28 protein-coding genes and 1 other RNA gene are annotated in these 26,581 nt (G+C 67.8%); 17 read left to right on the forward strand and 12 right to left on the reverse strand.

What is annotated here, in order from left to right:
* The first annotated feature begins 182 nt into the window (after window positions 1-182).
* Window positions 183-1,391 carry a penicillin-binding protein activator gene (locus AC1RLU_RS21560; protein ID WP_492798114.1) on the forward strand — a complete coding sequence of 403 codons (1,209 nt, stop codon included), beginning with the start codon at window positions 183-185 and terminating at the stop codon, window positions 1,389-1,391.
* A gap of 63 nt (window positions 1,392-1,454) precedes the next feature.
* On the opposite strand, the gene AC1RLU_RS21565 is transcribed toward AC1RLU_RS21560, so the two are convergent.
* From AC1RLU_RS21565 to AC1RLU_RS21585, 5 genes are all read right to left on the reverse strand, one after another.
* Window positions 1,455-2,090, reverse strand: a complete 636-nt coding sequence (locus tag AC1RLU_RS21565) for a thioredoxin family protein (protein ID WP_492798115.1) — start codon at window positions 2,088-2,090, stop codon at window positions 1,455-1,457.
* A gap of 29 nt (window positions 2,091-2,119) precedes the next feature.
* Complete coding sequence (locus AC1RLU_RS21570; protein ID WP_492798116.1) at window positions 2,120-4,285, reverse strand: protein-disulfide reductase DsbD family protein; 2,166 nt, start codon at window positions 4,283-4,285, stop codon at window positions 2,120-2,122.
* A 162-nt stretch (window positions 4,286-4,447) separates the two neighbouring features.
* Window positions 4,448-5,224 carry an ABC transporter ATP-binding protein gene (locus AC1RLU_RS21575; protein ID WP_492798118.1) on the reverse strand — a complete coding sequence of 259 codons (777 nt, stop codon included), beginning with the start codon at window positions 5,222-5,224 and terminating at the stop codon, window positions 4,448-4,450.
* Window positions 5,200-5,883 (reverse strand): ABC transporter permease, encoded by a 684-nt coding sequence (locus tag AC1RLU_RS21580; protein ID WP_413813551.1) that lies wholly within the window; start codon window positions 5,881-5,883, stop codon window positions 5,200-5,202. Before AC1RLU_RS21580 ends, AC1RLU_RS21575 begins: the two co-directional genes overlap by 25 nt.
* Window positions 5,884-5,956: 73 nt before the next feature.
* Entirely contained in the window at window positions 5,957-6,982 is a 1,026-nt protein-coding gene (locus AC1RLU_RS21585) for an ABC transporter substrate-binding protein (RefSeq protein ID WP_492798120.1), read from the reverse strand.
* 160 nt (window positions 6,983-7,142) lie between these two features.
* On the opposite strand from AC1RLU_RS21585, the gene AC1RLU_RS21590 reads away from it, so the two are divergent.
* The 6 genes from AC1RLU_RS21590 to AC1RLU_RS21615 all read left to right on the forward strand — a co-directional run bounded on the left by AC1RLU_RS21590 (window position 7,143) and on the right by AC1RLU_RS21615 (window position 11,409).
* Complete coding sequence (locus AC1RLU_RS21590; RefSeq protein WP_061970980.1) at window positions 7,143-7,610, forward strand: Lrp/AsnC family transcriptional regulator; 468 nt, start codon at window positions 7,143-7,145, stop codon at window positions 7,608-7,610.
* A 92-nt stretch (window positions 7,611-7,702) separates the two neighbouring features.
* The gene (locus tag AC1RLU_RS21595) at window positions 7,703-8,977 is read left to right on the forward strand and encodes a phosphopantothenoylcysteine decarboxylase domain-containing protein (RefSeq protein WP_492798122.1); all 1,275 of its coding nucleotides are present in this window, start codon (window positions 7,703-7,705) and stop codon (window positions 8,975-8,977) included.
* Between the two features lie 2 nt (window positions 8,978-8,979).
* Window positions 8,980-9,453, forward strand: a complete 474-nt coding sequence (gene dut / locus AC1RLU_RS21600; RefSeq protein ID WP_492798124.1) for a dUTP diphosphatase — start codon at window positions 8,980-8,982, stop codon at window positions 9,451-9,453.
* The gene (locus tag AC1RLU_RS21605) at window positions 9,450-9,902 is read left to right on the forward strand and encodes an RrF2 family transcriptional regulator (RefSeq protein WP_492798126.1); all 453 of its coding nucleotides are present in this window, start codon (window positions 9,450-9,452) and stop codon (window positions 9,900-9,902) included. The genes dut and AC1RLU_RS21605 overlap by 4 nt, the downstream gene beginning before the upstream one ends.
* An 86-nt stretch (window positions 9,903-9,988) precedes the next feature.
* Complete coding sequence (cysK, locus tag AC1RLU_RS21610; RefSeq protein ID WP_492798128.1) at window positions 9,989-10,960, forward strand: cysteine synthase A; 972 nt, start codon at window positions 9,989-9,991, stop codon at window positions 10,958-10,960.
* Complete coding sequence (locus AC1RLU_RS21615) at window positions 10,957-11,409, forward strand: GNAT family N-acetyltransferase (RefSeq protein ID WP_492798129.1); 453 nt, start codon at window positions 10,957-10,959, stop codon at window positions 11,407-11,409. Before cysK ends, AC1RLU_RS21615 begins: the two co-directional genes overlap by 4 nt.
* Before the next feature lie 7 nt (window positions 11,410-11,416).
* Here the strand turns inward: AC1RLU_RS21615 and AC1RLU_RS21620 are convergent, their stop codons facing one another.
* The 3 genes from AC1RLU_RS21620 to AC1RLU_RS21630 all read right to left on the reverse strand — a co-directional run bounded on the left by AC1RLU_RS21620 (window position 11,417) and on the right by AC1RLU_RS21630 (window position 14,687).
* Entirely contained in the window at window positions 11,417-12,286 is an 870-nt protein-coding gene (locus tag AC1RLU_RS21620) for a VOC family protein (RefSeq protein ID WP_492798131.1), read from the reverse strand.
* A 116-nt stretch (window positions 12,287-12,402) separates the two neighbouring features.
* The gene (locus AC1RLU_RS21625; RefSeq protein WP_492798133.1) at window positions 12,403-13,638 is read right to left on the reverse strand and encodes an NAD(P)/FAD-dependent oxidoreductase; all 1,236 of its coding nucleotides are present in this window, start codon (window positions 13,636-13,638) and stop codon (window positions 12,403-12,405) included.
* Complete coding sequence (locus tag AC1RLU_RS21630; RefSeq protein ID WP_492798135.1) at window positions 13,638-14,687, reverse strand: YihY/virulence factor BrkB family protein; 1,050 nt, start codon at window positions 14,685-14,687, stop codon at window positions 13,638-13,640. Before AC1RLU_RS21630 ends, AC1RLU_RS21625 begins: the two co-directional genes overlap by 1 nt.
* 179 nt (window positions 14,688-14,866) lie before the next feature.
* Here AC1RLU_RS21630 and AC1RLU_RS21635 point away from each other — a divergent pair, with 179 nt between their 5' ends.
* On the forward strand, window positions 14,867-15,571 hold the full coding sequence (locus AC1RLU_RS21635; protein ID WP_162766197.1) for an outer membrane protein: 705 nt from the start codon (window positions 14,867-14,869) through the stop codon (window positions 15,569-15,571).
* Window positions 15,572-15,699: 128 nt separating this feature from the next.
* On the opposite strand, the gene recR is transcribed toward AC1RLU_RS21635, so the two are convergent.
* From recR to ffs, 4 genes are all read right to left on the reverse strand, one after another.
* Window positions 15,700-16,305: a recombination mediator RecR gene (gene recR, locus AC1RLU_RS21640; protein ID WP_061970993.1), complete on the reverse strand. Its 606-nt coding sequence runs from the start codon at window positions 16,303-16,305 to the stop codon at window positions 15,700-15,702.
* Between the two features lie 37 nt (window positions 16,306-16,342).
* Window positions 16,343-16,663, reverse strand: a complete 321-nt coding sequence (locus tag AC1RLU_RS21645; protein WP_061970995.1) for a YbaB/EbfC family nucleoid-associated protein — start codon at window positions 16,661-16,663, stop codon at window positions 16,343-16,345.
* A 21-nt stretch (window positions 16,664-16,684) separates the two neighbouring features.
* On the reverse strand, window positions 16,685-18,538 hold the full coding sequence (locus AC1RLU_RS21650; RefSeq protein WP_492798137.1) for a DNA polymerase III subunit gamma/tau: 1,854 nt from the start codon (window positions 18,536-18,538) through the stop codon (window positions 16,685-16,687).
* Window positions 18,539-18,625: 87 nt separating this feature from the next.
* An RNA gene (gene ffs / locus AC1RLU_RS21655) (signal recognition particle sRNA small type) lies at window positions 18,626-18,722 on the reverse strand.
* Between the two features lie 243 nt (window positions 18,723-18,965).
* Here ffs and rpmH point away from each other — a divergent pair.
* From rpmH to metZ, 9 genes are all read left to right on the forward strand, one after another.
* Complete coding sequence (gene rpmH, locus AC1RLU_RS21660) at window positions 18,966-19,100, forward strand: 50S ribosomal protein L34 (RefSeq protein ID WP_038364779.1); 135 nt, start codon at window positions 18,966-18,968, stop codon at window positions 19,098-19,100.
* 54 nt (window positions 19,101-19,154) lie between these two features.
* Window positions 19,155-19,583, forward strand: a complete 429-nt coding sequence (rnpA, locus tag AC1RLU_RS21665; protein ID WP_091857454.1) for a ribonuclease P protein component — start codon at window positions 19,155-19,157, stop codon at window positions 19,581-19,583.
* Window positions 19,584-19,630: 47 nt separating this feature from the next.
* On the forward strand, window positions 19,631-21,499 hold the full coding sequence (gene yidC, locus AC1RLU_RS21670; RefSeq protein WP_492798228.1) for a membrane protein insertase YidC: 1,869 nt from the start codon (window positions 19,631-19,633) through the stop codon (window positions 21,497-21,499).
* A gap of 52 nt (window positions 21,500-21,551) precedes the next feature.
* Window positions 21,552-22,184, forward strand: a complete 633-nt coding sequence (locus tag AC1RLU_RS21675) for a CatB-related O-acetyltransferase (protein ID WP_492798139.1) — start codon at window positions 21,552-21,554, stop codon at window positions 22,182-22,184.
* A gap of 10 nt (window positions 22,185-22,194) precedes the next feature.
* Window positions 22,195-22,929 (forward strand): GTP-binding protein, encoded by a 735-nt coding sequence (locus tag AC1RLU_RS21680; protein WP_492798140.1) that lies wholly within the window; start codon window positions 22,195-22,197, stop codon window positions 22,927-22,929.
* A 5-nt stretch (window positions 22,930-22,934) separates the two neighbouring features.
* Window positions 22,935-23,306: a DUF423 domain-containing protein gene (locus AC1RLU_RS21685; protein WP_492798141.1), complete on the forward strand. Its 372-nt coding sequence runs from the start codon at window positions 22,935-22,937 to the stop codon at window positions 23,304-23,306.
* Window positions 23,307-23,391: 85 nt separating this feature from the next.
* Entirely contained in the window at window positions 23,392-24,288 is an 897-nt protein-coding gene (argB, locus tag AC1RLU_RS21690; RefSeq protein ID WP_061971004.1) for an acetylglutamate kinase, read from the forward strand.
* A 176-nt stretch (window positions 24,289-24,464) separates the two neighbouring features.
* Entirely contained in the window at window positions 24,465-25,205 is a 741-nt protein-coding gene (locus AC1RLU_RS21695; protein WP_091857458.1) for a pyrimidine 5'-nucleotidase, read from the forward strand.
* A 116-nt stretch (window positions 25,206-25,321) separates the two neighbouring features.
* A complete protein-coding gene (gene metZ, locus AC1RLU_RS21700; RefSeq protein WP_492798143.1) occupies window positions 25,322-26,518 on the forward strand; it encodes an O-succinylhomoserine sulfhydrylase in 1,197 nt (398 codons plus the stop codon).
* Window positions 26,519-26,581: the final 63 nt, after the last annotated feature.

The raw sequence follows: 26,581 nt of genomic DNA on the forward strand, positions 1-26,581 counted from the left end.
ATCACGCTGCCACAGCCGCCGCAGCGGCGCCATGGCGGGGAACGCCCGCACCGGTGCAACCCATAGTTAACAACTTGAAAATAGGCTTCCGGACTGGCACGAGAGGTCCGGGGGCATATCGGTTCCACAGGACCCATCGCCGGGCCGCGTTTCGCCGGCCCGGTCACGACTGGAGATCGCCCGTGTTGTATCATCGGCACCTCGCACCGATCCTGCGGTTCAAGACACGGGCCTTTGCGGTCCTGCTGCCGCTTGCGCTCGCCGCCTGCGGCGGCGGCACCTCGGGCCTGCCGGGCTTCGATTCGGGCACGCCCGCAGCCGGCGGCGCCGCGCCGACCGGGCAGACCATCGGCACCGGCAAGGTCAAGGTCGGCCTGATCCTGCCGCTGACCGCCGAGGGCCAGGGCGCGGTCGTCGGCAATTCGCTCAAGAACGCCGCCGAGATGGCGCTGGCCGAATTCCCGAATGCCGACCTGACCCTGCTGGTCAAGGACGATCGCGGCACGCCGGACGGCGCCCGCGCCGCCGCGCAGGAAGCCCTGTCGGAAGGGGCCGAGCTGATCGTCGGCCCGCTCTTCGCGCCCTCGGTCCAGGCTGCGGGACAGGTGGCACGCGGCGCCAACAAGCCGGTGATCGCCTTCTCCAGCGATTCCAACGTCGCCTCGCGCGGCGTCTACCTACTCTCCTTCCCGCCCGAGAACGACGTCAACCGCGTGATCAGCTATGCCGCCCAGCAGGGCCGCAAGTCCTTCGCGGCGCTGGTGCCGGACACCGCCTATGGCAAGGTGGTCGAGGCCGCCTTCCAGCAGGCCGTCGCCAATCGCGGCGCACGCGTCGCCGCGATCGAGCGCTTCAGCTCGGACCCGGCTGCGATGAAGGCCGCGATCCAGCGCCTGATGCCCTCGCTCGCCCAGGCCGATGCACTGTTCGTGCCGGCCGCCGCCGACGCCATGCCGACGCTCGGCCAGCTCCTGCAGGAGGCCGGCTACAACCCCGCCAAGGTCAAGCCGCTCGGCACCGGCGTCTGGAACGATGCGGGCATCGCGCGCGTGCCGGCGATCCAGGGCGGCTGGTTCGCCTCGCCCGACACCGCCGGCTTCAACGCCTTCGCCGGGCGCTATCAGCAGCGCTTCAACGGCGCGCCGACCCGCACCGCGACGCTGGCCTATGACGCGGTCTCGCTGGCGGCGGCACTGGCGCGCACGCAAGGCTCGCAGCGCTTCTCGGAAGCCGTGCTGACCAACGGTTCCGGCTTCGCCGGGGCGGACGGCGTCTTCCGCTTCCGCCCGGACGGGCAGGTCGAACGCGGGCTCGCCGTGCTGGAACTGCGCAACGGCCAGATCGTCACGATCAACGCCGCGCCGCGCGATCTCGGCCCGCGCTCGCAATAAGACGCCCAACGAAAACGGCCGGGCAAGGCCCGGCCGCTTCCTCATCACGATGGGTGACGGGCCTCAGCTCAGCGGCGCGTATTTCACGACGCAGCCATAGGCCTTGGTGCTGGCTTCCGAGACCGGCTTGCCGGCCTTGAGCTCGGCGACGGCCTGGCGGACATAGCTCTTGGCGCCTTGGAGGCTCGATGCCGCCGAGGTCGGCTTGTCGTCGATCGCGCCCATATAGGCGAGCGTGCCCTTGGGATCGATGATGTACATATGCGGGGTGGTCTGGGCGCCATAGGCCCGCGCGACCTTGCTGTTCGGGTCGAGCAGGATCCCGGCCGGCGCGGCGTTGCGCTGGACCGTGAGTTCCTTCGCCTTGGCGGCATCGACATGACCCTGCTCGCCCTGCGGCGAGGAGATCACCGAGAGCCAGACCACGCCCTCCCTGGCCATGTCCTTCTGCAGATTCTGCATGGTCGCGCTGTTGTAGTGCTTCCGGACATAGGGGCAGTCGTGGTTGGTCCATTCGAGGATCACCGTCTTGCCCGCGAATTCCGAAAGGTTGCGCGTCTTGCCCTCGACATCGACCGCCTGGAAGGCGGGGGCGGGCGCGCCGACCTTGGCCGCGCCCTGGGCGAAACCGGCGGCCGGGAAGGCGAGGCCCGCAAGGGTGAGGCCGGCGATGAAAGTCTGTCTGGTCAGGCTTTGCATGTCTGTCTCCCTGGGTTGATGTCGAAAACCTATGGCAGCGCTGCCATCTTCGTGGTGCGCCCGGCCGCACGCTCGGCCGCGGCGATCAGCCCGTCCACGGTCAGGAGCTGCGGCAGGATCTCGGCCTGCGCCTCCTTGCGGGCGGGGTAGAACAGATAGAGCGGCACGCCGGCGCGGCCCTGCTCGGCCAGCGCCTTGGCGATGCGGCTGTCGCGATTGGTCCAGTCGGCCTTGAGATAGACGACGCCGAGCTTGGCGAAGGCGTCCTTTACCTCCTGCCGGGAGAGCGCGACGCGCTCATTGGCGATGCAGGTGATGCACCAGGCCGCCGTGAAGTTGACGAAAACCGGCTTGCCCTGTGCCTGCAGGGCCGCGACACGCTCCGGCGACCAGGCCTCGACATCGCCGGCCCGCGCCTCGGTTGCCGCACCGGGAACGGCATTCTGCACAGTGAACCAGCCGGCGCCGAGCATGACCAGCGCCGCCAGAACCGAGCCGAAGGCGCGTCGCGCGAACGATCCGCGCGTCACGCCGATAAGCCAGACGGCGAAACCCGCCGCCAGCACCGCGACGAGCGCCGCGAGCACGCCCTGCGGGCCGCTCTGCACCGAGGCGACCCAGATCAGCCAGATCGCGGTCGCGAACATCGGGAAGGCGAAGGCCTGTTTCAGCACCAGCATCCAGCGGCCGGGCTTCGGCAGCAGGCGCAGCAGGCCCGGAGCGAAGGAGAGCGCGACCACCGGCAGGGCGAAGCCGACCGCCAGTGCGAGGAAGACGGAGAGGGCGACGGCCGGCGGCTGCGTGACCGCGTAGCCCATAGCCGCCCCCATGAAGGGCGCCGTGCAGGGCGTCGCGACCACGACCGCGAGCACACCGGTCATGAAGGCACCGAGGCGCCCGCCCCGGCTGACGAGGCCGTCGCCGAGGCCGGTGACGGAGGTGCCGATCTCGAAGGCGCCGAGCAGGTTGAGGCCGATCAGGACCATCACCACCGCCAGCGCGATGACGAGCGGCGGCGACTGGAGCTGGAAACCCCAGCCGACGCTGCTGCCGAGGCTGCCCAGCGCGATCACCGCACCGGCCAGCACCATGAAGGTGATGAGCACGCCGCCCATGAAGAGCAGGCCCTGCTCCCGGACCTCCGAACGGCTGCGATGCGCGAGCTGCGCGAAGCCGAGCGCCTTGATGAAGAGCACCGGCAGGACGCAGGGCATCAGGTTGAGGATCAGGCCGCCGGCAAAAGCGAAAGCCAGCGCCGCCCAGAGCGTCAGGTCGGCGCCCTCGGCCGGCATCGGAATCCGCACCACGGCCGGGCGCGCTTCAGGCGCCGCTGCCACACCTGCCGCCATCAGAGCCGGATCGGCATCGGCGAGCAGCGTCACAGCCCGCGGCGTCCCCTCCTCGGTAAAGGTGAGGACGCCGGATATTTCCGGCTTCGCGAGCTTGAAGGCGGTGGAACGGGTCAGCGTCAGGGTGGGCTTGTCGCCAGCAACGAGGAGCTGATCGGCGGCATGCTCGATCAGCGTGTCTGAAACCGGGAAGAAACGCAGATCGGCGGTGCCGGCCGGCAATCCGGGCAGGTCGAGGGCGAGCTTGCCGGCGTCATCACGCAGCTTGCCGCGGAAGGAGGCCGGTTTCGGCAGCGCCGCGACGGCGGCATCGATCCGCCCTTCGGCGGCCTGATCGACCGCGCTTGCGGCGGCGATCGGGAGCTCCAGCGAGAAGGAGCCTTCCTCGGGAATGCAGATCTTTTCGCAGACGAGCCAGGTCGCCTCAGCCTTCAGGGCAAAATTCTCGCCGGGCCTGGCATCCGCCGGCACGGTGATCTCGAGCGGCAGCAGGACCGTGCCTTCGAAGCCGAAATTGACGAGAGGCTCGACCCGGATCGCCTTGGGTGCCGGCCACTGGATCTCGCCGGCGGAGGCGCCGGTCGGCAGGTCCCATTTGATCTGGGTCGGCTCGCCGGAATCGCCGGGGTTCAGCCAATAGGTATGCCAGTGCGGCGCGAGCTTCTGGACGAGCGCGAGCTTGAAGCGCTCGCCCGGCGCAACCGCATCGCGGCTCGAAAGAAGGGTCGCGGTGACGCGCGGCGAGGTGACGGCAGCGGATTCGGCGGCAACCGCCAGGCCGGGAACCAGCAGTCCCAGCGCCAGCGCTGCTCCGCGCAGGAAACGCTTGCCTAGATATCGCCGCATGATGCCGTCGCCATCCCTGAACATCCCGACCCCATGCCTCATTCCGCCCTCACCTGCCAATGACAAGGCAGTGAGGCGGGGTCGCGGGCATTCTGGGCGATCCGCCTTCGGGAGGCAGCGTGCCATGGTGTCGCCGCCCCGGTGACGGGGAGGCGAGGCCGTTCAGATCGCGGCGCCGTCCGTGACGATGTCGGCGCCGAGGCCCTGGCGGACCGCGCGCACGATCCCGGCTTCCGCCGCGGCACCCCGTTTGCGCGGACGGCTCGCGTCGATGCGGTGTTCGGCGATGATCTGGCCGGGGGCACCTGACAGAACGACGACGCGATCGGCGAGATAGGCGGCCTCGTCGATATCATGGGTGACGAAGAGCACGGTCTTGCTGGTACGCTGCCAGACACGGATCAGCTCGTCCTGCAGGTTTTCGCGCGTCAGGGCGTCCAGCGCCGAGAAGGGCTCGTCCATCAGCAGAATCTCGGGCTCGACGGCGAGCGCGCGGGCGAGTGAGACGCGCTGGCGCTGGCCGCCCGAGAGCTGATGCGGCCAGCGCTGAGCGAGTGGCGCGAGACCGACGAGGTCGAGCATCGCCGCCGCCTTGGCGAGACGCTCGGCACGGGGCGCTCGGCCTTCGAGCCCGAAGCCGACATTGGAGACGACCTTGCGCCAGGGCAGCAGCCGCGAATCCTGGAAGACCAGAGCGACCGGCCGGCGCGCCTTGTCCTTCGCGTTGATGACGACCTCGCCGCCGCTCGGCTTGGCGAGGCCGGCGATGACGCGCAGCAAGGTCGACTTGCCGACGCCGGAGGGGCCGACGATGGCCAAAAACTCGCCGCGCCCGACCGAAAGGTCGAGCTTGCGCAGGACTTCGGTGTCCTCGCCGTCGCGCCTGAAGGTCAGCGACAGGCCTTTGATTTCGATCACGCTTTCCAACGCAGCACCCATTTCTGGAAGGCGACGAAGCCGGTGTCGAGCAGGCCGTAGAGCGCCGCCATCGTCAGCATGTAGACCACGACGATATCGGTCGCGAGCAGGCTCGACGCCTGCATCATGCGCTGGCCGACACCCGCGACGCCGAAGATCTCGGCCGCGACCACCGCCATCCAGGCCTGGCCGAGCGCCGTCCTGATGCCGACGAGGATGCCCGGCAAGGCCGCCGGCAGCAGGATCTTGAACAGGCGCTGCCAGGGAGACCGGAAGCCGAAGGCATCGGCGACCTCGATGAGATCGCGGTCGACGCCGCGGATCGCGCCCTGCGCCGCGAAGAAGACGATCCAGAACACGCCGATGGCGATGATGAAGACCGCCGCGCCCGGCGTGACGCCGAACCAGATGATGGCGAAGGGCACCCAGGCGAGGCCGGGAATCGGGCGTAGGACCCGGACGACCCAGGCCGTCGCCTCCTCGGCGATCCGGGACATGCCGACAGCCACGCCGAATGCGATGCCGAGACCGGCGCCGACGAAGAGTCCAACAAAGTAGTGCCAGAGCGAACCCAGTATGGCCGAGAGCCAGGCGCCGGAGGAGAGCTCCCGCATGAAGGCCTTCGGCAGGGCGCTCGGCCCCGGCAGGAAGGCCGGATTCACCCATCCGAAGAAGGGCATCGCCTCCCAGAGCAGGAGGAAGGCGACGAGGCCCAGAAGGGCGAGGGCCGGGGCCCGTAGCGCAGTCACGATCTCAGCCGCCCGCCTTGACCGCACGCTCGTAGTACTGGGTCTCGAACAATCCGTCGAAGGGGAGTTCCTTCTCCAGCGAGCCGAGCTTGACCTGGTAGGCCTGCATGGCGCGGGCGGGCTCGATGATCTTGCGCGGGTCGATCTCGAAGCGGCTCGCCGGCGAAACCAGCGCCTTCTGGATCAGCTCGGGATCGACGATGCCCTTGCCGAGCGCCGCGCCGACATGGGGCGCAGCCTTCGTCGGATCGGCCTTGATCAGCGCGGCCGCCTTGACGAGGCCGGAGACGAGGTTCTGCACGGCCTGCGGATTCTTGGTGGCGAAGGCGCCGGAGACGGCGACGACCGTGCCGGGCTGGCCCGGGAAGACCTCCTCGCCGCCGGCAATCAGCTTGATCTGCGGGTTGCGGGTCTGGAGGATCGTCAGCGCCGGCTCGCGGACGGAGCCGCCATCGACCGCGCCGGCCAGGATCGCCTGCTGGGTCGCGTCGATGCCCATCGGCACGATCTCGACATCGGCCTTGTCGACCTTCGCGACCTCCCAGAGCCAGTATTGCAGCGTCGTGTTCGGCACCGAGCCCGCCGGCTGGGTGGCGAGGCGCGCCGCCTTGCCGGTGGCGGCGCGGAAGGCCTTGAAGGCCGCGGCGGCACTGGTGCCGGCCGTGAAGAACTTGGTCAGGGAGGGCGCGCTGACGACCACGTTCTCACCGATCGCGGTCGAGGCGACGACGCGGATGTCGATGCCGCGCGAGCGGGCGACGGCGAGCGGCGCAACGCCGGCGACGTAGACATCGATCGTGCCCGACGCGAGCGCCTGGATCATGTTCGGGCCGGATTCGAAGACGGTGACCGCGACGTCGATGCCGCCCTGCTTGAGCCAGCCCTCGCCATTGGCGACGAAGAACGGCGCCGTACCGACGACGGGGATGTAGCCGACACGCGCGGCGACGCTCTGGGCACGGGCCGGGCCGGCGAAGGGCATGGCCGCCGCGAGGCTCGACCCGGCGATGAGGAACTGGCGGCGATCCATCGTTCAAATCCTTCTCGAAAACAGGCCCGAACGAGCCCCCATTGACAGATTGAGAAAAGGATTTTCTATCTGGATGCAATAGATCAGCTGGAAAAAGATATTTCATCTCTTTCTTGCGAAATCTGCGAACTGAATTTCTCCAGATAGCGAGCTTGAGAGAATGGACGCCATAGACCGCAAGATCCTCACCGTGCTCCAGGCGGACGCGAATATCTCGATCGCGGAGCTTGCCGACCGCGTCGGGCTCTCGCAGACCCCATGCTGGAAGCGCATCCAGAAGCTCGAACAGGCCGGCGTGATCCTGAAGCGCGTCGCCCTGGTGGCACCCGAGAAGATCGGGCTCGGGCTCACCGTCTTCGTCCAAATCGAGACGGCGGACCATTCCGGCCCGTGGCTGGACAAGTTCGCCCAGATGGTCGCGGCGATGCCGGAGGTGATGGAGTTCTACCGGATGGCGGGCGATGTCGATTACATGCTGCGCGTCGTCGTCGCCGACATGGCCGCCTATGACGGCTTCTACAAGAAGCTGATCGAGACGATCCCGCTCAAGAACGTGACCTCGCGCTTCGCGATGGAGCGGATCAAGGCGACGACAGCCTACAAGGTGCCCGATCTGCCCCGCACCTGAGGAAGACCGGACAACGCGCGGCGCATGACAGCGCGGCGCGGCTGGTGCTACGTAACGGACAGTTCGCCATTCGCGCTGCCCGAGGAGCCGTTTTGTCCGCTTCCCGCTCCGTTCTCCTGATCATCGGCGGCGGCATCGCCGCCTACAAGATGCTGGAGGTCATCCGCCGATTGAAGGATCGCGGCATCGCCTCGCGCTGCATCGTGACCAAGGCCGGCGAGCAGTTCGTGACGCCGCTCACCGTCTCGTCGCTGGCGGGCGAGCGCTGCTTCACCGACATGTTCTCGCTGACGGATGAGGCCGATATCGGCCATATCCAGCTCTCGCGCTCGACCGACCTCGTCGTGGTCGCGCCCGCCACCGCCGACCTGATCGCCAAGATGGCGAACGGGCTCGCCGACGACCTCGCCTCGACGGCGCTGCTCGCCACCGACAAGCGCGTGCTGATCGCGCCGGCGATGAACCCGCGCATGTGGCAGCACCCGGCGACGCGGCGGAACATGGCGCAGCTCGAAAAGGACGGCATTCTGGTCGTCGGCCCGAATGTCGGGGCGATGGCCGAGCGCGGCGAGAGCGGGCCGGGCCGCATGGCCGAGCCGCCGGAAATCCTCGCTGCGATCGAGCTAGCGCTCGCCGGCGAGAAGCCCAATGCGCAGCGCGCCATCGGCTTCCTCGGCCGGCTGCCGGGCGGCGAGCATGCGACCGGCGCACTCGCCGGGCGGCATGTGCTGATCACCTCGGGGCCGACGCATGAGCCGATCGACCCCGTGCGCTACATCGCCAACCGCTCCTCCGGGAAGCAGGGCCATGCCATCGCTGCCGCGGCAGCCGCAGCCGGCGCGCGGGTCACGCTGGTCAGCGGGCCGGTCAGCCTGCCCGATCCGGCCGGGGTCGAGACCATCCATGTCGAATCGGCCCGCGAGATGCTCAACGCCGTCGAGACGGCGCTGCCGGCCGATATCGCGATCTTTGCCGCCGCCGTCGCCGACTGGCGCGTGGCGGATGCCGCCTCCGACAAGCTGAAGAAGGACGGCAAGGCGCTGCCGCCGCTGTCGCTGGTCGAGAACCCCGACATCCTCGCCACCGTCGCGCATCGCAAGAGCGGGCGCCCGCCGCTGGTCGTCGGTTTTGCCGCCGAGACGCAGAACGTGATCGACTATGCCCGCGCCAAGCTCGTCAAGAAGGGCTGCGACCTGATCGTCGCCAATGATGTCGGCGGCACCGGCGTGATGGGCGGCGACGCCAATACCGTGCATCTCGTCACGACGAGCGGCGTCGAGACCTGGCCGACCCTGCCGAAGGGGGAGGTCGCTACGCGGCTGATCGACCATATCGCCGGGCTCGCGCCGGCCCGGCAGGCGGAGTGACGATGGTCACTGTCCTGCTGCAACGGCTACCGCATGGCGCTGACCTGCCCTTGCCCGCCTATGAGACGGCAGGCGCGGCGGGGCTCGATCTGCGCGCCGCCATTGGCGAGCCCGTCACGCTCGCGCCCGGCATGCGGACGCTCGTTGCGACCGGGCTCGCGATGCAACTGCCCGCGGGTTTCGAAGGGCAGGTGCGGCCGCGCTCGGGGCTGGCTCTGCGCCACGGCGTCACTGTCCTGAACGCGCCCGGAACAGTCGACAGCGACTATCGCGGCGAGGTCTCGGTCGTGCTGATCAACCATGGCAGCGAGCCTTTCACGGTCACGCGCGGCGATCGGATCGCCCAGCTCGTCATCGCTCCGGTCAGCCATGCCCGGCTTTCGGAAGTCGAGATGCTCGATGAGACCGCGCGCGGCGCCGGCGGCTACGGCTCGACCGGCGTCAGCGGCGGCGCGAACGCGGGAGGCCGCCCGTGATCCTGCTCTCGCGCCGCAGCCTGCTCGCCATCGCCGCCGTGGTCGATATCGCCTTGCATGCAAGGCCGCAGCCGGTCGCGGCCAAGCTGCTCGCGGCCCGGCATGCGCTGCCGCCGCGCCATCTCGAAACCCTGCTGCAGACGCTGGTGCGCGTCGGCATCCTCAAGGGCGTGCGCGGCCCGCGCGGCGGCTACGAGCTCGCCCGCGAGCGGCGCAAGATCACGGCCGGCGACATCGCCCGGGCCGCGATGCAGGAAGCCATCGAGGAAGGGCTCGGGCCGGAACCGCAATCGCGATTGGTCGACGAGGTCATCGGGCCGGAGGTGGAGCAGGCCTCGGCCGCCTTCCTGGCCGCACTGGACACGGTCACGGTCGAAGAACTGTGCCAGCGTGCGCAGGCGAAGGCCGTCTTCGGCGAGCCCGGCAAGAGATCTGATTTTACAATTTAATCATGTTATTTATTTCTTTAATCGACAGATTTTGTGAATTGATCTAGCGTCGGATCGAACGTTCTCTCGTCCAGAGGAGTCATGTCATGGCCGAAGCACAGAAATCGACGAAGGCGCCCGGACGCGGACGCATCTACGACTCGATCACCGACACGATCGGCGATACGCCGCTGGTCAGGCTCAACCGCTTGCCGGCCGAGCGTGGCGTCAAGGCGACGATCCTGGCCAAGCTCGAGTTCTTCAACCCGATCTCGAGCGTGAAGGACCGCATCGGCGTCAACATGATCGATGCGCTGGAGGCCTCCGGCGCGCTCAAGCCCGGCGGCACGCTGATCGAGCCGACCTCCGGCAATACCGGCATCGCGCTCGCCTTCGTCGCCGCCGCGCGCGGCTACCGCCTGATCCTGGTGATGCCGGAGACGATGTCGCTGGAGCGGCGCAAGATGCTGCTCCTGCTCGGCGCCGAGCTCGTGCTGACGCCCGGTCCCGGCGGCATGCGCGGCGCCATCGCCAAGGCCGAGGAGCTCAGGAACGAGATCCCGGGCGCGATCATCCCGCAGCAGTTCGAGAACCCGCACAACCCCGAAATCCACCGCAAGACCACCGCCGAGGAGATCTGGAACGACACCGATGGCGGCGTCGACATCATCGTCTCCGGCGTCGGCACCGGCGGCACCATCACCGGCGTCGGCCAGGTGCTGAAGCCGCGCAAGCCCGGCCTCAGAATGGTCGCGGTCGAGCCGGAGGATTCGCCCGTCCTGTCGGGCGGCCAGGCCGGCCCGCACAAGATCCAGGGCCTCGGCGCCGGCTTCGTGCCGGGCATCCTCGACCGGGGGATCATCGACGAGGTCGTCACCGTCGGCAACCAGACCGCCTTCGAGACGGCCCGCGCGCTCGCCAAGAGCGAGGGCATCCCGGCCGGCATCTCGTCCGGCGCAGCCGTCGCTGCAGCGCTCGAAATCGGCGCCAAGCCGGAGAATGCCGGCAAGACCATCGTGGTGATCATCCCCTCCTTCGCCGAGCGCTACATCTCCAGCGCCCTGTTCGAGGGTCTGTGACTGCAACAACCATCCAGATCGTCCGGCTGGCGGAGAGCCTGCCGGACGATTTCGAGGCCCTGCGTCAGGAAGCAAGCGCGGAAAGCTACCGCTTCGTCGAGGGACTGCACGAGGAATGGCTCGCCGGCCATTATGATGACGGAGACGAGCGTTTCGTCACCTTCGCCGCCTTCCACGAAAGCGAACTCGCCGGCATCGGCGCGCTGACGCCCGACCCTTACGATCCCGCGCCCGATCTGCTGCGCGTCCGGCATGTCTATGTCCGGCCGCTGCATCGCGGCGCCGGCATCGGGCGCGTGCTGGCCGGGGCTCTGATTCAGCAGGGACTGGACCTCGCGCCGCGGCTTTCGCTGCGCGCCGCCGATCCGCGCGCGAACGCCTTCTGGGAGGCGAACGGCTTCAAGCCGGATACGAGCGGAACGCGCCGCTCGCATCTGCTGACGCGCTAGGCGCTCTTCAGCGCACCAGAACCAGCCGGTTGTTCCAGGGGTCGGTGACCGTCGGCACGCCGTCGGCCTCGCTGCCCCCGGCCGCCAGGATACGCTGCCGCATCGCCGCGAAATCGGTCTCATCGCGCGCGATCAGTTCGAAGCGATCGAGCCCTGCCTCGCCCGGCTGGCGCGGACCGGCACCGCGGCTGCCCCAGATATTGCCGGCGATATGATGGTGATAGCCGCCGCTGGCGAGGAAGCTCGCACCGGGATAATGCACCATCAGGTCGAAGCCGAGCAGGTCGCGATAGAAGGCTTCCGCCGCAGCCGTGTCGCCGACGCGCAGATGGATATGGCCCATCCCGGTACCCGCCGGCATGCCGGCATAGGCCGCCTCGTCGGCCTCGCTCAGCAGCTTGTCGAGATCGAGCCGCTCTGTCGCCATGGCGATACCGCCATCGGGCTTGCGCGGCCATTCCGCGCGCTTGCGGTCGCGATAGATCTCGATGCCGTTGCCCTCGGGATCGGAGAGATAGAGCGCCTCGCTGACGAGATGGTCGGAGGCGCCTTCGAGCGGGATGCGCGTGACCGCGGCATGCTTCAGCCAGTTGGCGAGATCGCGCCGCGATGGCAGCAGGATGGCGAGATGGAACAGGCCGGCGGCCGAGGTCGGCCGGGCCGCGCCCGCTTCCAGACGGACGAGCACGCGCCCGCCCGTGCCGAGTTCAGCGCTCGTCGCATCCTGGCGGATCAGGCCGAGGCCGATCGCATCGCGGTAATAGGCTGTGAGAGCCGGGAGATCGTGCACCCGCAGCGTCACCGCACCGATGAAGACCGGCGCCTTGTGCGCTTCGAGGGTGGTGGCGGAGGCCGTCCGCTCGATCGTTGCGACCATGGGAAAATCCTTTCGCGGCGGCCATGCCGGCCGCATCCTTAAAATGGCGCTTCTCCCGCGCCTTGTCGCCCACCCGGCCGGCAAGGCCGTGATTGCAAGGCTGCAATGATGCGCGCTCAGCCGGGGCGCGGCCGATCGATGGCGAAATGGCGGAACCAGCCTTCCTCGCGCCCCTCGACCAGCGCGCCGATCAGGCGCGAGGCCAAGAAACTGAAGGTGATGCCGTTCCCGCCATAGCCATAGGCTGCGAGCAGGCGCGGATGGCCGGGCACCCGCCCGATCAAGGGCAAACCATCCTCGGTCTGGCCGAAGGCTCCCGACCAGGCCTGGTCGAGATCGAGGCTGGCCTGCGGAACGAGAGCGTGCAGCCGCGCCTGCAGCGCCTTCGCCTTTTCCGGGCCGAGGGCTTCCCGCCGGTCGGGATCGTCGAAATCCTCATCCTCGCCGCCGAAGACGATGCGGCCGTCGGTGGTCGTGCGGCAGTAGCAGTAATCCTCCGATGCCTCCCAGACGAGCGCCGGGCCGGGCCAGAGCGCCTGCGGCGCTTGCGGCAGCGTCGCGATCGCCCAGCTCGACGCGACACGGTGCAGGTCGTCGCTGACGATATCGGGCATGACATAGCCGGTGGCGAGCACGATCCGGTCGGCCTCGACGACCCGCCCACTGGCGAGGGAGACCGCCGCCGAACGACCGGCGCCGTCGAAGCCCACCGCCTCGTCGCGGATGAGCCTCGCCCCGCGCCGCACGGCTGTCGCGAGGAGTCCGTGGCAGAGGCTGAGCGGATCGGCCTCGGCCGAGCCCGGCGAGACGATGGCCGCCGCCCGGTCGAAGCCGAAGGCCGCGCGCAAAGCGGCGTGCTCGAGGAAGCTGCCCGGAAGGCCGGCGCGCTCGCGTGCCGTCATCTCATCCAGCAACTCGCGCGGGCCGCTCTCGCCCGCCGCGAGGTAGACGGTCTGGCGGGGCGCGAAGCCACAGGGCAGCGCGAGTTCGCCGACCAGATTGCGCAAGCCCTCGACGGCCTGGAAGCTCAAGCGATAGACCTCGGCGGCGGCGGTAAAGCCGTAGAGCGCCGCAAGTTCGGACAGTTTGAGATCGATCTCCCATTGCAGCATCGCGGTCGAGGCTGCCGTGCTGCCAAAACCTTCGCGCTCGCGGTCGATCAAGACGACATCGCGGCCCATCGCCGTGAGGTGCTCGGCGGCCAGCGCGCCCGTAATGCCGCTGCCGGTGATCGCGACATCGCAGCGCGTATCCGCTTCAAGCTCTCGTCCCACGGGGCGTTGCAGAAGCGGGCGCCAGGGCCCCGTGCCGGTGCGCAGATCATCCTGGCGCGTGGTCTGGGGATCGAGCATCACTCCGCCCTTGCCGGGCCGACCCGGTCGGCCATCGTGGCGCCGCGCTGGCCGAGCGGCTTCGGCCGACCCGTGGTGGTGTCATGCTCCGTCTGGTGTTCGAGCTCGGCATTGAGCTCGGCCCCCGCCAGCACGATCGTCGCCGAAAGCCAGAGCCAGGTCATGAACACCACGACGGTCGCAAGCGAGCCATAGGCCGCCGTGTAGTTGCCGAGCGTCGAGACATACCAGGAGAACAGGTAGGAGGCTGCGCCCCAGAACAAGGCCGCGGCGATGGCGCCGGGCATGACCCAGATGAAGCGCATGCGCTCGCGGCTCGGGCCGATCCAGTAGAGAACCGCGATCGAGAGCGTCGCCATGACGAAGAAGGACGGCCAGCGGACGAGCCGGATCAGCCGTTCGAGCTCGGAGTGGAAGGGGAAGAGCGCGGTCACCAGCGGCAGGCTGGCGATGGCGATCAGGGCGGCCGTGAGCAGGACGACGCCGCTGACCGTGGTGAACAGCGAGATCGCGTTGAGCTTGAGGAAGCTGCGCTTCTCGGCCTCGCGATAGATGATGTTCAACGCATCGAAGAGCGCCTTCACCGCGGCATTGGCCGACCAGGTCGCGACGCCCAGGCTGACATAGAAGGTCAGCGACAGACCGAAGCCGGACTGGGTCGAGAGCCGCGTCGCCTGCTCGTGGATCAGTTCGCGCGCGGCCTGCGGGAACATCGTCGTGACCGCGTCGAGCTGCTCGGCGATGGTCGCGGGGTCGGTGAAATAGCGGTAGATCGTGACCAGCAGCGACAAGGCCGGCACGAGCGAGAGCAGGGTGAAGAAGGCGACCGCGCCCGCAAGCGACGAGAGGCGGTTCTCGGCGACATTGCCGATGAAGCGCAGGAGCACGTCCTTCCAGCCGAGCCAGGTCATCTGCAGCGGCGTCTTCGCCAGCCGGCCGCGCACCGCTTCCTCCCGACGACGCCCGAGCTTGTCGGCCACCACGCCCGACAGATAGCCGAGCGCGACCCCGATCCCGGCCGCGCCCGTGATCCGTTTGAGGAAAGCCATGTCGGGATTCACGCTCCGCCAGTGTTGCCATCGCAGCTTGAGGGCAACCGGCCGCGTCCGCAATCGTTCCGGCAACAGGCCGGTCAAGGGGCGGCTTAGCCGATTGTTAACCTTAATGCTTCGTTATGACGGGGCGCGGCCGCGAGCGGCCGACGCTGTTCCATCCAGCGGAAAGCCCGATGACGAAGCTCTTCAGAACCGGCCTGACGGCCCTCGCGATCCTGCTGTCGGGCGCGGCCGGAGCAGCCGACCTGAGCAAGGTCGCGCTGCCGCCGGCCCCGGACCTGCCGGCGCTCTATTCCTGGACCGGGTTCTATGCGGGCCTCCAGGGTGGCTATGCCTGGGGCGACAGCCGCGTGCGGATGAGTGCGCCCGGAGGGGCCTTCGCACCCGTCAGCTTCCGCGTCGGCGCGGATTCTGCCTTCGGCGGCGCCCATGCCGGCTTCAACTACCAGCTCGGCGGCATCGTGCTCGGCGTCGAGGGCGATGTCGAAGCGCTGAACAGCCGCAGCCGGTTCGACGGAATCGGCCTCTCCGCCCGCGTCAGCCAGGACTGGCAGGGCTCGGCCCGCGCCCGTCTCGGTCTCGCGTTCGACCGCTGGATGGTCTACGGCACCGGCGGTGTCTCTTTCACGGAATACGAGCGGCGCATCTTCGCGCCCGGCGCAGGCTTCGGCGAGCGGCTGACCAGCGCCCGCACCGGCTGGAATGTCGGCGCCGGCGTCAATTTCGCCTTCACCGACCATCTGATCCTCGGCGCCGAATACCGCTACACCGATTTCGGCCGGAACCGCTTCGCCAGCTCCGGCGCCTTCCCGGGCCTGAGCGGATCGCAGGAACTGTCGAGCCACAGCGCCCGCGCCAGCGTCGCCTACAAGTTCTGAGGGCGCTTCAGCTTGGCCGTCATGCTCGGGCTTCACCCGAGCATCTCGTGACAAGAAAGCTCCCGCGTCTCTTTCGGCCTGAGATTCTCGGGTCTGCGCTTCGCTTCACCCGAGAATGACGGGGGCTCTCAGAACCCCGTGCGCTGGCGGATGGCGGCGGCGAGCGTGCCGTCGTCGAGATAGTCGAGCTCGCCGCCGACGGGCACGCCATGGGCGAGCCTGGTCACCTTGACCGGCAGATGCGCCAGGAGATCGGTGATGAAATGCGCCGTGGTCTGGCCGTCGACCGTGGCGCTGAGCGCGAGGATGAGCTCCTTCACCGCCGGATCGGAGGCGCGCTCCACCAGCGCGTCGAGCGAGAGATGCTCGGGCCGGACGCCGTCGAGCGCCGAGAGCACGCCGCCGAGCACGTGATAGCGGCCGGACACCGCGCCCGAGCGCTCCAGCGCCCAGAGATCGGAGATATCGGCGACGACGACGATCAGCCCATCGTCGCGGCGCGGATCGGTGCAGAGGCCGCAGGGGTCGCTGGTATCGACATTGCCGCAGCGGGCGCAGACGACGATGCGTTCGCGCGCCACCGCCATCGCCTCGGAGAGCGGGCCGAGCAACTGCTCGCGCTTCTTGACGAGATGCAGCGCAGCGCGCCTTGCCGAGCGCGGCCCGAGCCCCGGAAGCTTGGCCAGGAGCTGGATCAGCCTTTCGATCTCGGGACCGGCAATGGCGCGGGACATCACGCTACCCCGTCATTCCGGATGGCTCGCGCCATGCTCAAAACAGCTTCATGCCGGGCGGGATCGGCAGGCCCTTGGTGACCTCGGCCATCCGCTCCTGCATGACGCGTTCGCCGCGGGTGCGGGCGTCGTTGGCCGCGGCGACGATCAGATCCTCGAGGATCTCGCGCTCGTCCGGCACCATCAGGCTCGGATCGATCTTCACGCCCTTGAGCGCGCCCTTGGCCGTCATCGTGACCGTGACCATGCCGCCGCCGGCAGCGCCCTCGACCTCGATCAAGTCGAGCTCGGCCTGCATGTCGGCCATCTTCTGCTGCATCTGCTGTGCCTGCTTCATCAGGCCCATCATGTCGCGCATCGGAAATCCTCCTCGAAAGCGTCAGAAATCGATGCCGTCGAAATCCGGTTCGGAATCGTCGAACAGCGGCTCGGCATCGGGCAGGTATTCGTCCTCGGACGGCGTCGCGGCCGCCATTTCGGCGGCGGCGATGGCGCGGGGATCGCGGACATCGACGATGCGCGCGCCGGGGAAGCGCTCCAGCACCGCCTTGACCGACGGATGGGCCGCCGCGTCGTTCTCGCGCTGGTCCTTCGCGGCTGCGGCCTGCTCGCGCATGGTGGCCCCGCCCTCGCCATTGACGACGGCGACCATCCAGGTCTGACCGGTCCATTCCTTGAGGCGGCGCGACAGGTCCTGCGCGAGGGTGCGCGAGGCGCCCTCGGCCAGCGAGAATTCGATGCGGCCGGGCTCGAAGCGCACGGGCCGGATATCGCGCTCCAGCGCGATCTTGAGGGTGATGTCGCGATGCTGCGAGGCGAGCGCAACGACATCCTCCAGCGTGGCGACGATCGCCATCGGTGCGGCGACAGCACGCGCGACCGGCGCAGGCGCGGGATTGGCGCTGGCGAGGATCGGACGGGCGGCGAGCGCGGTATTGCCGCCGCCGGAGGGCGGGCGGGACATGCCGCCGCCGCCATTACCGTTGCCGGCGGGGACGGAGCCCATGCCGTCGCGCAGCATCTTGAGCGCCTCGTCCGGCGTCGGCAGGTCGGCGGCGTGCGCGAGGCGGACGAGCACCATCTCGGCCGCCATCACCGGCCGGTCGGCCTGCTTCACCTCGGCCAAGCCCTTGAGCAGCATCTGCCAGGTCCGGGCGAGGATGCGGACCGAGAGGCGCTGGGCGAAATCGCCGCCACGCACGCGCTCGGCCTGGGCGAGGCTGTTATCCTTCACCGCCTCGGGCACGAGCTTCAGGCGGGTGACGAGATGGGTGAATTCGGCGAGGTCGTTCAGCACCACGACCGGATCGGCACCGGCATCGTATTGCGCCCGTAATTCGCCGAGCGCCGCGGCGATATCGCCCTTCATCACGGCCTCGAAGAGATCGATGACGCGGGCCCTGTCGGCGAGGCCGAGCATGGAACGGATATCATCGAGCGTGATCCGGCCGGCCGCATGCGCGATGGCCTGGTCGAGGATCGAGAGCGAGTCGCGCACCGAGCCCTCGGCGGCGCGGGCGATCGCCGCGAGCGCCTCCTGCTCGGCATCGACGCTCTCGGCCCGGCAGATATTCGCGAGATGATCGACCAGCATATCGGCTTCGACACGGCGCAGGTCGAAGCGCTGGCAGCGCGAGAGCACCGTGATCGGCACCTTGCGGATCTCCGTCGTCGCGAAGATGAACTTCGCATGCGGCGGCGGCTCCTCCAGCGTCTTCAGGAAGGCGTTGAAGGCGCCGGTCGAGAGCATATGCACCTCGTCGACGATATAGACCTTGTAGCGCGCCGAAACCGGCGCATAGCGCACGGCGTCGTTGATCTGGCGGATGTTGTCGACGCTGTTGTTGGAGGCGGCGTCGATCTCCATCACGTCGATATGGCGCCCCTCGATGATCTCGCGGCAGTGGATGCCGAAATCGCGGAGATCGGTGGTCGGGGCGCCCTGCCCGTCGGGCGTCTGGAAGTTGAGCGCGCGCGCCAGGATGCGGGCGGTCGTGGTCTTGCCGACGCCGCGCACGCCGGTCAGCATCCAGGCCTGCGGGATGCGGCCGGCCGCGAAGGCGTTGGTCAGCGTGCGCACCATCGCTTCCTGGCCGATCAGGTCACCGAAATGCGCCGGGCGGTATTTTCGCGCGAGCACGCGATAGGGTGCGGCGGCTTGCGGCGCAGGCGCCGGATCGAACCCGGCGAATCCCGGTTCGTCAGCAGAGGCGGCGTCGATCTGATCGGTCATGGAAACTGGTTTCGCCAATCGGGAGGCGAGGGTCAATGGCGCAGCGCCGGTCCCGTGCTTCGGTCCGGCGCTTTCATACGCGCATAAGGTGGGAGGCTGGACGAAGACCCGTTCGGTCTCGTTAGGGCTGCTTCCTTCCGGACCTGACCCGGTTGGCGAGTGAGACGTCCCTCGCCAACCTCCCGCCCGCTATATCGGGGATGTCTTCGAGAATCGCAAGCCGGCATCGCAGCGGCGCGAAGCTTCGTCGCAGTCGGCGCCAAGCTTGCCAGTTTGGCGTTGACTTGGTGTCGTCCATCCGTCATAAGCCCGCCACCTGCGCAGCCGAAAGGCGGCGCCGACCCTTATCGCATGACAGGCTCGGTTGGCCATGCTTTCCCTGGGAAAGCCGCGGCCGTCGTGCTCATAAAGGCCCCGGAGACGGACCGTGAAAAGAACCTATCAACCCAGCAAGCTGGTTCGCAAGCGCCGCCACGGCTATCGCGCTCGCATGGCGACCAAGGGTGGCCGCAAGGTCATCGCCGCTCGCCGCGCTCACGGCCGCAAGCGCCTGTCGGCCTGACGAGCCCTGGCGCGTGACGACAGCGCGCCGGTTCGGGAAGACGGGCCAATCGCCATGCGCCTCGCCCGCCTGACACAACGCAAAGAATTTCTGGCGGCGGCCGAACACGGCCGCCGCTTTCGTTCGTCCGCCTTCATGGCCCAGGTGCGCGACGCCGCGCCCGATGAGCCCCGCAAGGACGGCGGACCCGTGGCCTTGAGGCTCGGCCTGACCGCCTCGCGCAAGACCGGCAATGCCGTAAAGCGCAACCGCATCCGCCGGCGCCTGCGCGAAGCGGCCAAACAGGCCCTCGCCAGCCAGTCCGAACGCCCCTGCGACATCGTGGTCGTCGCACGCTCCGACGTGCTGACCGCGCAATTTAAGACGCTCGTCGCCGATCTTTCGATTGCCATCGATCGGGCAAAGCCTCACAAGCCGCGTGAAGCAACCTTTGCCGACAGGCGCCGCCCGCTTCCCAAGCGCGGGGCGCCTTCGCAAGCCTGACCCCGCCGCGCTCCTGCCGGACCAAGCGAGATCTGTTTCCGACCATGATGAAAGAAGACAACCGCAATCTGCTTCTCGCGATCGTCATGTCCGTGGTCGTGCTGCTCGGCTGGCAGTTCTTCTACGGCGTGCCGCAGATGGAAAAGCAGAAGCAGATCGCGCAGCAGACCCAGCAGGCCCAGAGCCAGCAGGCGCCAGCGGCCGGCTCCACTCCGGCTCCTTCCACGCCCGGCCAGCCCGCTGGCTCGGCCGCGCCCGGCACCGCTGCCCCGCAGCAGATCGGCACCCGCGAGCAGGCGCTGGCGGCAGGCCCGCGCGTCAAGATCGATACGCCCAAGATCGCCGGCTCGCTCTCGCTGACCGGCGCACGCATCGACGACGTCTCGCTCAAGGCCTATCACGAGACCGTCGACCCGAAGAGCGCGAACATCGTGCTGCTCTCGCCGCTCGGCGGCCCGGACGCCTACTATTCCGATTTCGGCTGGGTCGCGCCCCCCGGGACGACGGTGGCGCTTCCGAACGCCACGACGGTCTGGACCGCCGACAACCAGGTGCTGAACGCGGCCAAGCCGGTGACGCTGAGCTGGGACAATGGCCAGGGCCTGACCTTCAAGCGCATCATCAGCGTCGACGACAACGCCATGTTCACGATCCGCGACGAGGTCGAGAACAAGGGCAGCGCCGCCGTGACCCTGTTCCCGTACGGCCAGATCGTCCGCCACGGCAAGCCGCATACGCTCGGCTACTACGTCCTGCATGAGGGCCTGGTCGGCTATCTCGGCGAGCAGGGCCTGCAGGAATACACCTACGACAAGCTCGACAAGGAACCGCTGCTCTCGCCGGGCACGACAGGCAAGACCTGGAAGGATGCGGTCGGCGGCTTCGTCGGGATCACCGACAAATACTGGGCCGCCGCGGTCGTCCCCGACCAGCAGCGCAAATACGAAGGCCGTTATTCCTCGGTCCAGACCAGTACCGGCCATACCTACCAGGCCGATTTCCTCGGCGAGAGCGTCGCGGTCGCGCCGGGTGCCACCGCCTCCTCCAACGCCCGGCTGTTCGCCGGCGCCAAGGAGGTCGCGGCGATCAACGGCTATGAGGAAAGCCAACAGATCAAGCGCTTCGACCTGCTGATCGACTGGGGCTGGTTCTATTTCTTCACCAAGCCGCTCTTCTTCGTGCTCGACTGGATCTACAAGCATGTCGGCAATTTCGGCGTCGCGATCCTGATCGTCACGGTGCTGCTCAAGGGCCTGTTCTTCCCGCTCGCCAACAAATCCTACGCCTCGATGGCGAAGATGAAGGCGCTCCAGCCGGAAATGACGGCGATCCGCGAGCGCTATGCCGACGACAAGATGAAGCAGCAGCAGGCTCTGATGGAGCTGTACAAGACGCAGAAGATCAACCCGGTCGCCGGCTGCTGGCCGGTGCTGCTGCAGATTCCGGTGTTCTTCGCGCTCTACAAGATCCTGTTCATCACCATCGAGATGCGGCACGCGCCGTTCTTCGGCTGGATCCACGATCTCGCCGCGCCGGACCCGACGAACCTGTTCAACCTGTTCGGGCTCTTGCCCTTCACCCCGCCGGCCATGCTGCATCTCGGCCTGTGGCCGATCATCATGGGCATCACGATGTTCATCCAGATGAAGATGAACCCGGAGCCGCCGGACCCGGTGCAGAAGATGATGTTCACCTGGATGCCGGTGTTCTTCACCTTCCTGCTCGGCTCGTTCCCGGCCGGCCTGGTGATCTACTGGAGCTGGAACAACCTGCTCTCGGTGACCCAGCAGGGCTTCATCATGCGAAAGAACGGGGTGAAGATCGAGCTGTTCGACAACCTCAAGGGCATGTTCGGCAAGAAGAAGCCGGCGACTGCCGGCGGCGCGCCCAGCCCCGCCAATACCAACAAGAAGTGAGAGATCGAAGGGCGGGGTTTCCCGCCCTTCGCTTTTGAAGGCCATCGCCCCGATGCCATTGCCCGATCCGAGCACGCGCCATCCGATCCCCGGCTGGAAGGGCACGGCCTTCCTGAAGGCGGTGGTCGACCATCCGCTGATCGCGGTCGGCGACTACAGCTACTATGATGACTCGCGCGGGCCGGAGCATTTCGTCGCCCGCTGCGTGCGCTACCATTTCGACTTCATCGGCGACCGCCTGGTCATCGGGAAATTCGTCGCGATCGCGCAGGCGGCACAGTTCATCATGAATGGTGCCAACCATCCGATCGGCGGCTTCTCGACCTTTCCCTTCCAGATGTTCGGCCTCGGCGATCCCGAGAGCCTGAAGCGGCCCGGCCCGAACAACCGCGGCGACATGGTGATCGGCAACGATGTCTGGATCGGGCGCGAGGCGGTGATCATGCCGGGCGTGACGATCGGCGACGGCGCGATCATCGGCACGCGGGCGCAGGTGACCAAGGACGTGCCACCCTATGCGGTCGTCGCCGGCAATCCCGGCCGCGTCGTGAAGATGCGCTTTCCGCCCGAGATCGTGACCGAGCTGCTGGCGATCCGCTGGTGGGACTGGGACGCCGACAAGATCGCGCGCCATATCGACGCGATCCAGGGCGCCGATATCGACGCGCTGCGCCGGGCCGTGTAGGCAGGGAAACATGACCACATCGACGACCAAGCCCTATGACGCCGAGGAGATCGAGGCCGCCCGCAAGCTCTTCGAAGGGCCGTGGGATTTCGTCTGGGCCTCGACCAAGATCGACGATCTGCCGCCGATGGTCGGCCAGGAGATCGCCTTCGCCGGGCGCTCCAATGTCGGCAAGTCGAGCCTGATCAACGCGCTGACGCGGCGCAACGCGCTGGCGCGGACCTCGCATACGCCCGGCCGGACGCAGCAACTCAACTTCTTCCGGCAGGTCGAGCACGAGGAGCCCGTCGGGGCGGGATCTCAAGGCAGCAAGCGCTCGCGCGAAAAGCCGGTTCCGGTTTATTCGCTCCATGCGCCGACCATCGTCGACATGCCCGGCTACGGCTATGCCGCCGTCGGCAAGGAGAAGGTCGCGGCCTGGACCCGGCTGATCCACGACTATCTGCGCGGCCGCGCCAACCTGATGCGCGTCTATGTGCTGATCGACGCCCGCCACGGCATCAAGGATGTCGACGGCGCCGTGCTGGAGACGCTCGACAAGGCCGCCGTGTCCTACCAGGTCGTGCTGACCAAGGGCGACGCCCTGAAGCCGGCCGACCAGACATTCATGACCGAAGCCACGTTCGACGAGATCAAGCGCCGCCCGGCCGCCTTCCCCGAGGTGCTGCTGACCTCCAGCGAGACGGGCGCCGGCATGCCGGAATTCCGCGCCGCGATCGGCCGGGTTCTGGCGGAGCGCGCCTGAGCGCCATGACCGCGACCCGCCTTCATCTGGCTCTCGCCGCGCTGATGGGCTTCGCCGGCGTCGCCTTGCTGGCGGCAGCGGCCCATGTCGCCGTCGATCCCGGTCATGTCCAGACCGCCGGCCAGATGCTGCTGTTCCATGCCTCCGTCGTCATCGGCGCCACCGCGGCGCGCAAGGGCGGGCATCTCCATGACCTGCTGGCGCGGATCGCACTCTCGGCGATCATGGTCGGCGCCGCCCTGTTCGCGACCGATCTCGCCCGGCGCGGTTTTGGCGGCGAAGCGCTGTTTCCGCGCGCGGCGCCGACAGGCGGCTGGTTCATGCTCGCTGGCTGGCTCGGGCTTGCGGTCGCTGCCGTGACGGCGAAGCGCAGCTGAACGGCGTCAGCGTTCTTCCGCCTCGGTCGATCTTGAGCTAGAAGCGCCCCGCATCTGTCCTTGCGGCCGCGCGGAGCCTGCCCGAATGACCGACCATCCCCATCTGACGCCGTCGCAATCCGCCGAATTGCTGGTCCAAGCCCTGCCGCATATGCAGCGCTACGACCAGGAGATCATCGTCATCAAGTATGGCGGCAACGCCATGGGCGATGCCGCGACCGCCGAGGATTTCGCCGAGGACATCGTGCTGCTCGAGCAGTCCGGCCTGAAGCCGGTCGTCTGCCATGGCGGCGGCCCGCAGATCGCGGCGATGCTGAAGAAGCTAGGCATTCAGTCCGAGTTCAAGCAGGGCCTGCGCGTCACCGACGAGGCGACCGTCGAGGTCGTCGAGATGGTGCTGGCCGGCTCGGTCAACAAGGAGATCGTCGGCTACATCACCCGCGAGGGCGGGCGCGCCATCGGGCTCTGCGGCAAGGATGGCAACATGGTCACCGCCCGCAAGGTGACCCGCACCGTCGTCGATCCCGATTCCAAGATCGAGGAAATCCTCGACCTCGGCTTCGTCGGCGAGCCCGAGAAGGTCAACACCACCGTGCTCGACGCGGTGCTGAAGGCCGAATTGATCCCGGTGCTGGCGCCGGTCTGCGCCGCCGCCGACGGCCAGACCTACAACGTCAATGCCGACACCTTCGCCGGCGCCATCGCGGGCGCGCTCAACGCCAAGCGCCTGCTGCTGCTCACCGACGTGCCGGGCGTCCTGAACAAGGACAAGCAGCTCATCCCCGAGCTCACGGTCGAGGAATGCCGCCACCTGATCGCCGACGGCACGATCTCGGGCGGCATGATCCCGAAGATCGAGACCTGCATCTACGCGCTGGAGAAGGGCGTGGAAGCGGTCGTCATCCTCGACGGCAAGGTGCCGCATGCGGCGCTGATCGAGCTCTTCACCGATACCGGCGCCGGCACCATCATCCGGCGTTGAGAGACGTCATTCTCGGGCGAAGCTTCAGCTTCGACCCGAGAACCTCATGACCAGAGCATGCTGGTTTCCGAGATGGCCGGGTCAAGCCCGACCATGACGGGAGCAAGCGCGCCCGCGATTAAGACCCCACCAAGGACTTGCGAGGCAGACTCCGGCTCGCCACATCACGGAGTCCAATGACAATTCTTGCCGATACCCCTGCCGCGACCCCGCCCCTGACGGCGGAAGGCTTCGCCCATGTCGATCACTGGATCTTCGATCTCGACAATACGCTGTACTCGCATGAGAGCCGCGTCTGGCCGCAGGTCAACGAGCGCATCACGCTGTTCCTGCAGGACCTTTTCGGGCTCGACGGCCTGTCCTCGCACGCGCTGCGGCAGTATTATTACCATCGCTACGGCACGACCCTGAAGGGGCTGATGGAAGAGCATCAGATCGACCCCGACCGATTCCTCGATTTCGCCCATGATATCGACCTGACGCTGCTCGAGCCGGACCCGGCCCTCGGGGCGGCGCTCGCGGCGCTGCCGGGCCGCAAGCTGATCCTGACCAACGGTTCCGTCGGCCACGCAAAGAATGTCGCCGGAAAGCTCGGCATCCTCGACCAGTTCGAGGATATCTTCGACATCGTCCATGCCGGATTCCTGCCGAAGCCCGAGCGCGCGACCTATGAGAATTTTCTCGCCAAGCACTCCGTCGATCCCGGCCGCGCGGCGATGTTCGAGGATATCGAGAAGAACCTGATCGTGCCGAGCGCATTGGGCATGAAGACCGTGCTGATCATCCCCAAGACGCCCGATCCGTTCCGGGAAGCCTGGGAGCAGGCCGCCATCGATGCCGGGCATGTCCACCATGTCACGGCCGATCTCACCGGCTTCCTCAGGCCGCTCGGACGCCTCGGCGACGGGCACGGCTGAGCGAGAGGCATTTCCTCCGGCTCAGGTTCCTTCCAAAGGAAATTTCGTTCTTCTTTACGAACCCTCTGCGAGCTGATACTGCTCCTGTCCGTTATAAAGAACGGATCGAGAGTTCCATGCCGGCACCGGACAAAGCCGCAGCCAAGCTGCACCCCGAGACCCGCCTCGTCCATGACGGCATCCTGCGATCGCAGTTCGGCGAGACGTCGGAAGCGCTGTTCCTGACGCAGGGCCATGTCTACGACAACGCCGCGCAGGCCGAGGGCCGCTTCCTGAACACCGATCCCGGTTTTCAGTACGGCCGGCTCGGCAACCCGACGACGGCGATGCTGGAGGAGCGCATGGCCTCCTTCGAGGGCGCCGAGGCCTGCCGCGCCACCGCGACCGGCATGGCAGCCGTGACAGCGGCGATGATGGCGCCGGTGCGGGCCGGCGACCACGTGGTCGCGGCAAGCGCGCTGTTCGGCTCCTGTCGCTACATCATCGAGGATCACCTGCCGCGCTACGGCGTCGAGACCACGCTGGTCGAGGGCTCCGATATCGAGGCCTGGCGCAAGGCTGTGCGGCCCAATACCAAGCTGTTCTTCCTGGAATCACCGGCCAACCCAACGCTCGAAGTGCTCGACATCGCAGCCATCGCAGAGGTGGCGAAACAGGCCGGCGCCAGGCTCGTCGTCGACAATGTCTTCGCCACGCCGCTCTTCCAGCGCCCGCTCGAGCTCGGCGCCGACATCGTCGTCTATTCCGCGACCAAGCATATCGACGGCCAGGGCCGCTGCCTCGGCGGGCTGATCCTCGGCTCGAAGGAATTGATCGAGGCCGATATCCAGAATTTCCTGCGCCAGACCGGCCCGGTGCTCTCGCCCTTCAATGCCTGGGTGATGCTGAAGGCGCTGGAGACGCTGCCTTTGCGCGTCGGCAAGCAGGCTGAGAACGCGACCAAGGTCGCCGACTGGCTGGCGGCGCAGAGCAAGCCGACCAAGGTGATCTTCCCCGGCCACAAGAGCCATCCGCAGGCCGAGATCATCAAGCGCCAGATGAGCGGCCCCTCGACCATGATCGCCTTCGAGGTTCCCGGCGGCAAGGCCGGCGCCTATCGCCTGCTCGACGCCTGCAAGCTGATCCGCATCTCGAACAATCTCGGCGACGCCAAGAGCCTGATCGTCCACCCGGCGACGACGACGCATCAGCGCTTCACGCCGGAGGTGCGCGCCGCGATGGGCGTCAGCGACGGGCTGATCCGCCTCTCGATCGGGCTGGAGCACCATGACGACCTGATCGCTGACCTGGAACAGGCGCTGGCGAAGGTTTGAGCCGGCCGCGGGGCTGGTTCGGGCCTTCACCAGTGGCCATCCCCGCCCGCCCCTGCTAAAGCG

It is taken from the genome of Allobosea sp. GW822-FHT05A11 (assembly GCF_058800455.1).

Coding starts and splice junctions, on each gene's coding strand:
- AC1RLU_RS21565 (WP_492798115.1), bottom strand. CDS start 2,090: ATGCAAAGCCTGACCAGACAGACTTTCATCGCCGGCCTCACCCTTGCG.
- AC1RLU_RS21570 (WP_492798116.1), bottom strand. CDS start 4,285: ATGCGGCGATATCTAGGCAAGCGTTTCCTGCGCGGAGCAGCGCTGGCG.
- AC1RLU_RS21575 (WP_492798118.1), bottom strand. CDS start 5,224: ATGGGTGCTGCGTTGGAAAGCGTGATCGAAATCAAAGGCCTGTCGCTG.
- AC1RLU_RS21580 (WP_413813551.1), bottom strand. CDS start 5,883: ATGCCCTTCTTCGGATGGGTGAATCCGGCCTTCCTGCCGGGGCCGAGC.
- AC1RLU_RS21585 (WP_492798120.1), bottom strand. CDS start 6,982: ATGGATCGCCGCCAGTTCCTCATCGCCGGGTCGAGCCTCGCGGCGGCC.
- AC1RLU_RS21590 (WP_061970980.1), top strand. CDS start 7,143: ATGGACGCCATAGACCGCAAGATCCTCACCGTGCTCCAGGCGGACGCG.
- dut (WP_492798124.1), top strand. CDS start 8,980: ATGGTCACTGTCCTGCTGCAACGGCTACCGCATGGCGCTGACCTGCCC.
- cysK (WP_492798128.1), top strand. CDS start 9,989: ATGGCCGAAGCACAGAAATCGACGAAGGCGCCCGGACGCGGACGCATC.
- AC1RLU_RS21620 (WP_492798131.1), bottom strand. CDS start 12,286: ATGGTCGCAACGATCGAGCGGACGGCCTCCGCCACCACCCTCGAAGCG.
- AC1RLU_RS21625 (WP_492798133.1), bottom strand. CDS start 13,638: ATGCTCGATCCCCAGACCACGCGCCAGGATGATCTGCGCACCGGCACG.
- AC1RLU_RS21630 (WP_492798135.1), bottom strand. CDS start 14,687: ATGGCTTTCCTCAAACGGATCACGGGCGCGGCCGGGATCGGGGTCGCG.
- AC1RLU_RS21635 (WP_162766197.1), top strand. CDS start 14,867: ATGACGAAGCTCTTCAGAACCGGCCTGACGGCCCTCGCGATCCTGCTG.
- recR (WP_061970993.1), bottom strand. CDS start 16,305: ATGTCCCGCGCCATTGCCGGTCCCGAGATCGAAAGGCTGATCCAGCTC.
- AC1RLU_RS21645 (WP_061970995.1), bottom strand. CDS start 16,663: ATGCGCGACATGATGGGCCTGATGAAGCAGGCACAGCAGATGCAGCAG.
- AC1RLU_RS21650 (WP_492798137.1), bottom strand. CDS start 18,538: ATGACCGATCAGATCGACGCCGCCTCTGCTGACGAACCGGGATTCGCC.
- rnpA (WP_091857454.1), top strand. CDS start 19,155: ATGCGCCTCGCCCGCCTGACACAACGCAAAGAATTTCTGGCGGCGGCC.
- yidC (WP_492798228.1), top strand. CDS start 19,631: ATGAAAGAAGACAACCGCAATCTGCTTCTCGCGATCGTCATGTCCGTG.
- AC1RLU_RS21675 (WP_492798139.1), top strand. CDS start 21,552: ATGCCATTGCCCGATCCGAGCACGCGCCATCCGATCCCCGGCTGGAAG.
- AC1RLU_RS21680 (WP_492798140.1), top strand. CDS start 22,195: ATGACCACATCGACGACCAAGCCCTATGACGCCGAGGAGATCGAGGCC.
- AC1RLU_RS21685 (WP_492798141.1), top strand. CDS start 22,935: ATGACCGCGACCCGCCTTCATCTGGCTCTCGCCGCGCTGATGGGCTTC.
- argB (WP_061971004.1), top strand. CDS start 23,392: ATGACCGACCATCCCCATCTGACGCCGTCGCAATCCGCCGAATTGCTG.
- AC1RLU_RS21695 (WP_091857458.1), top strand. CDS start 24,465: ATGACAATTCTTGCCGATACCCCTGCCGCGACCCCGCCCCTGACGGCG.
- metZ (WP_492798143.1), top strand. CDS start 25,322: ATGCCGGCACCGGACAAAGCCGCAGCCAAGCTGCACCCCGAGACCCGC.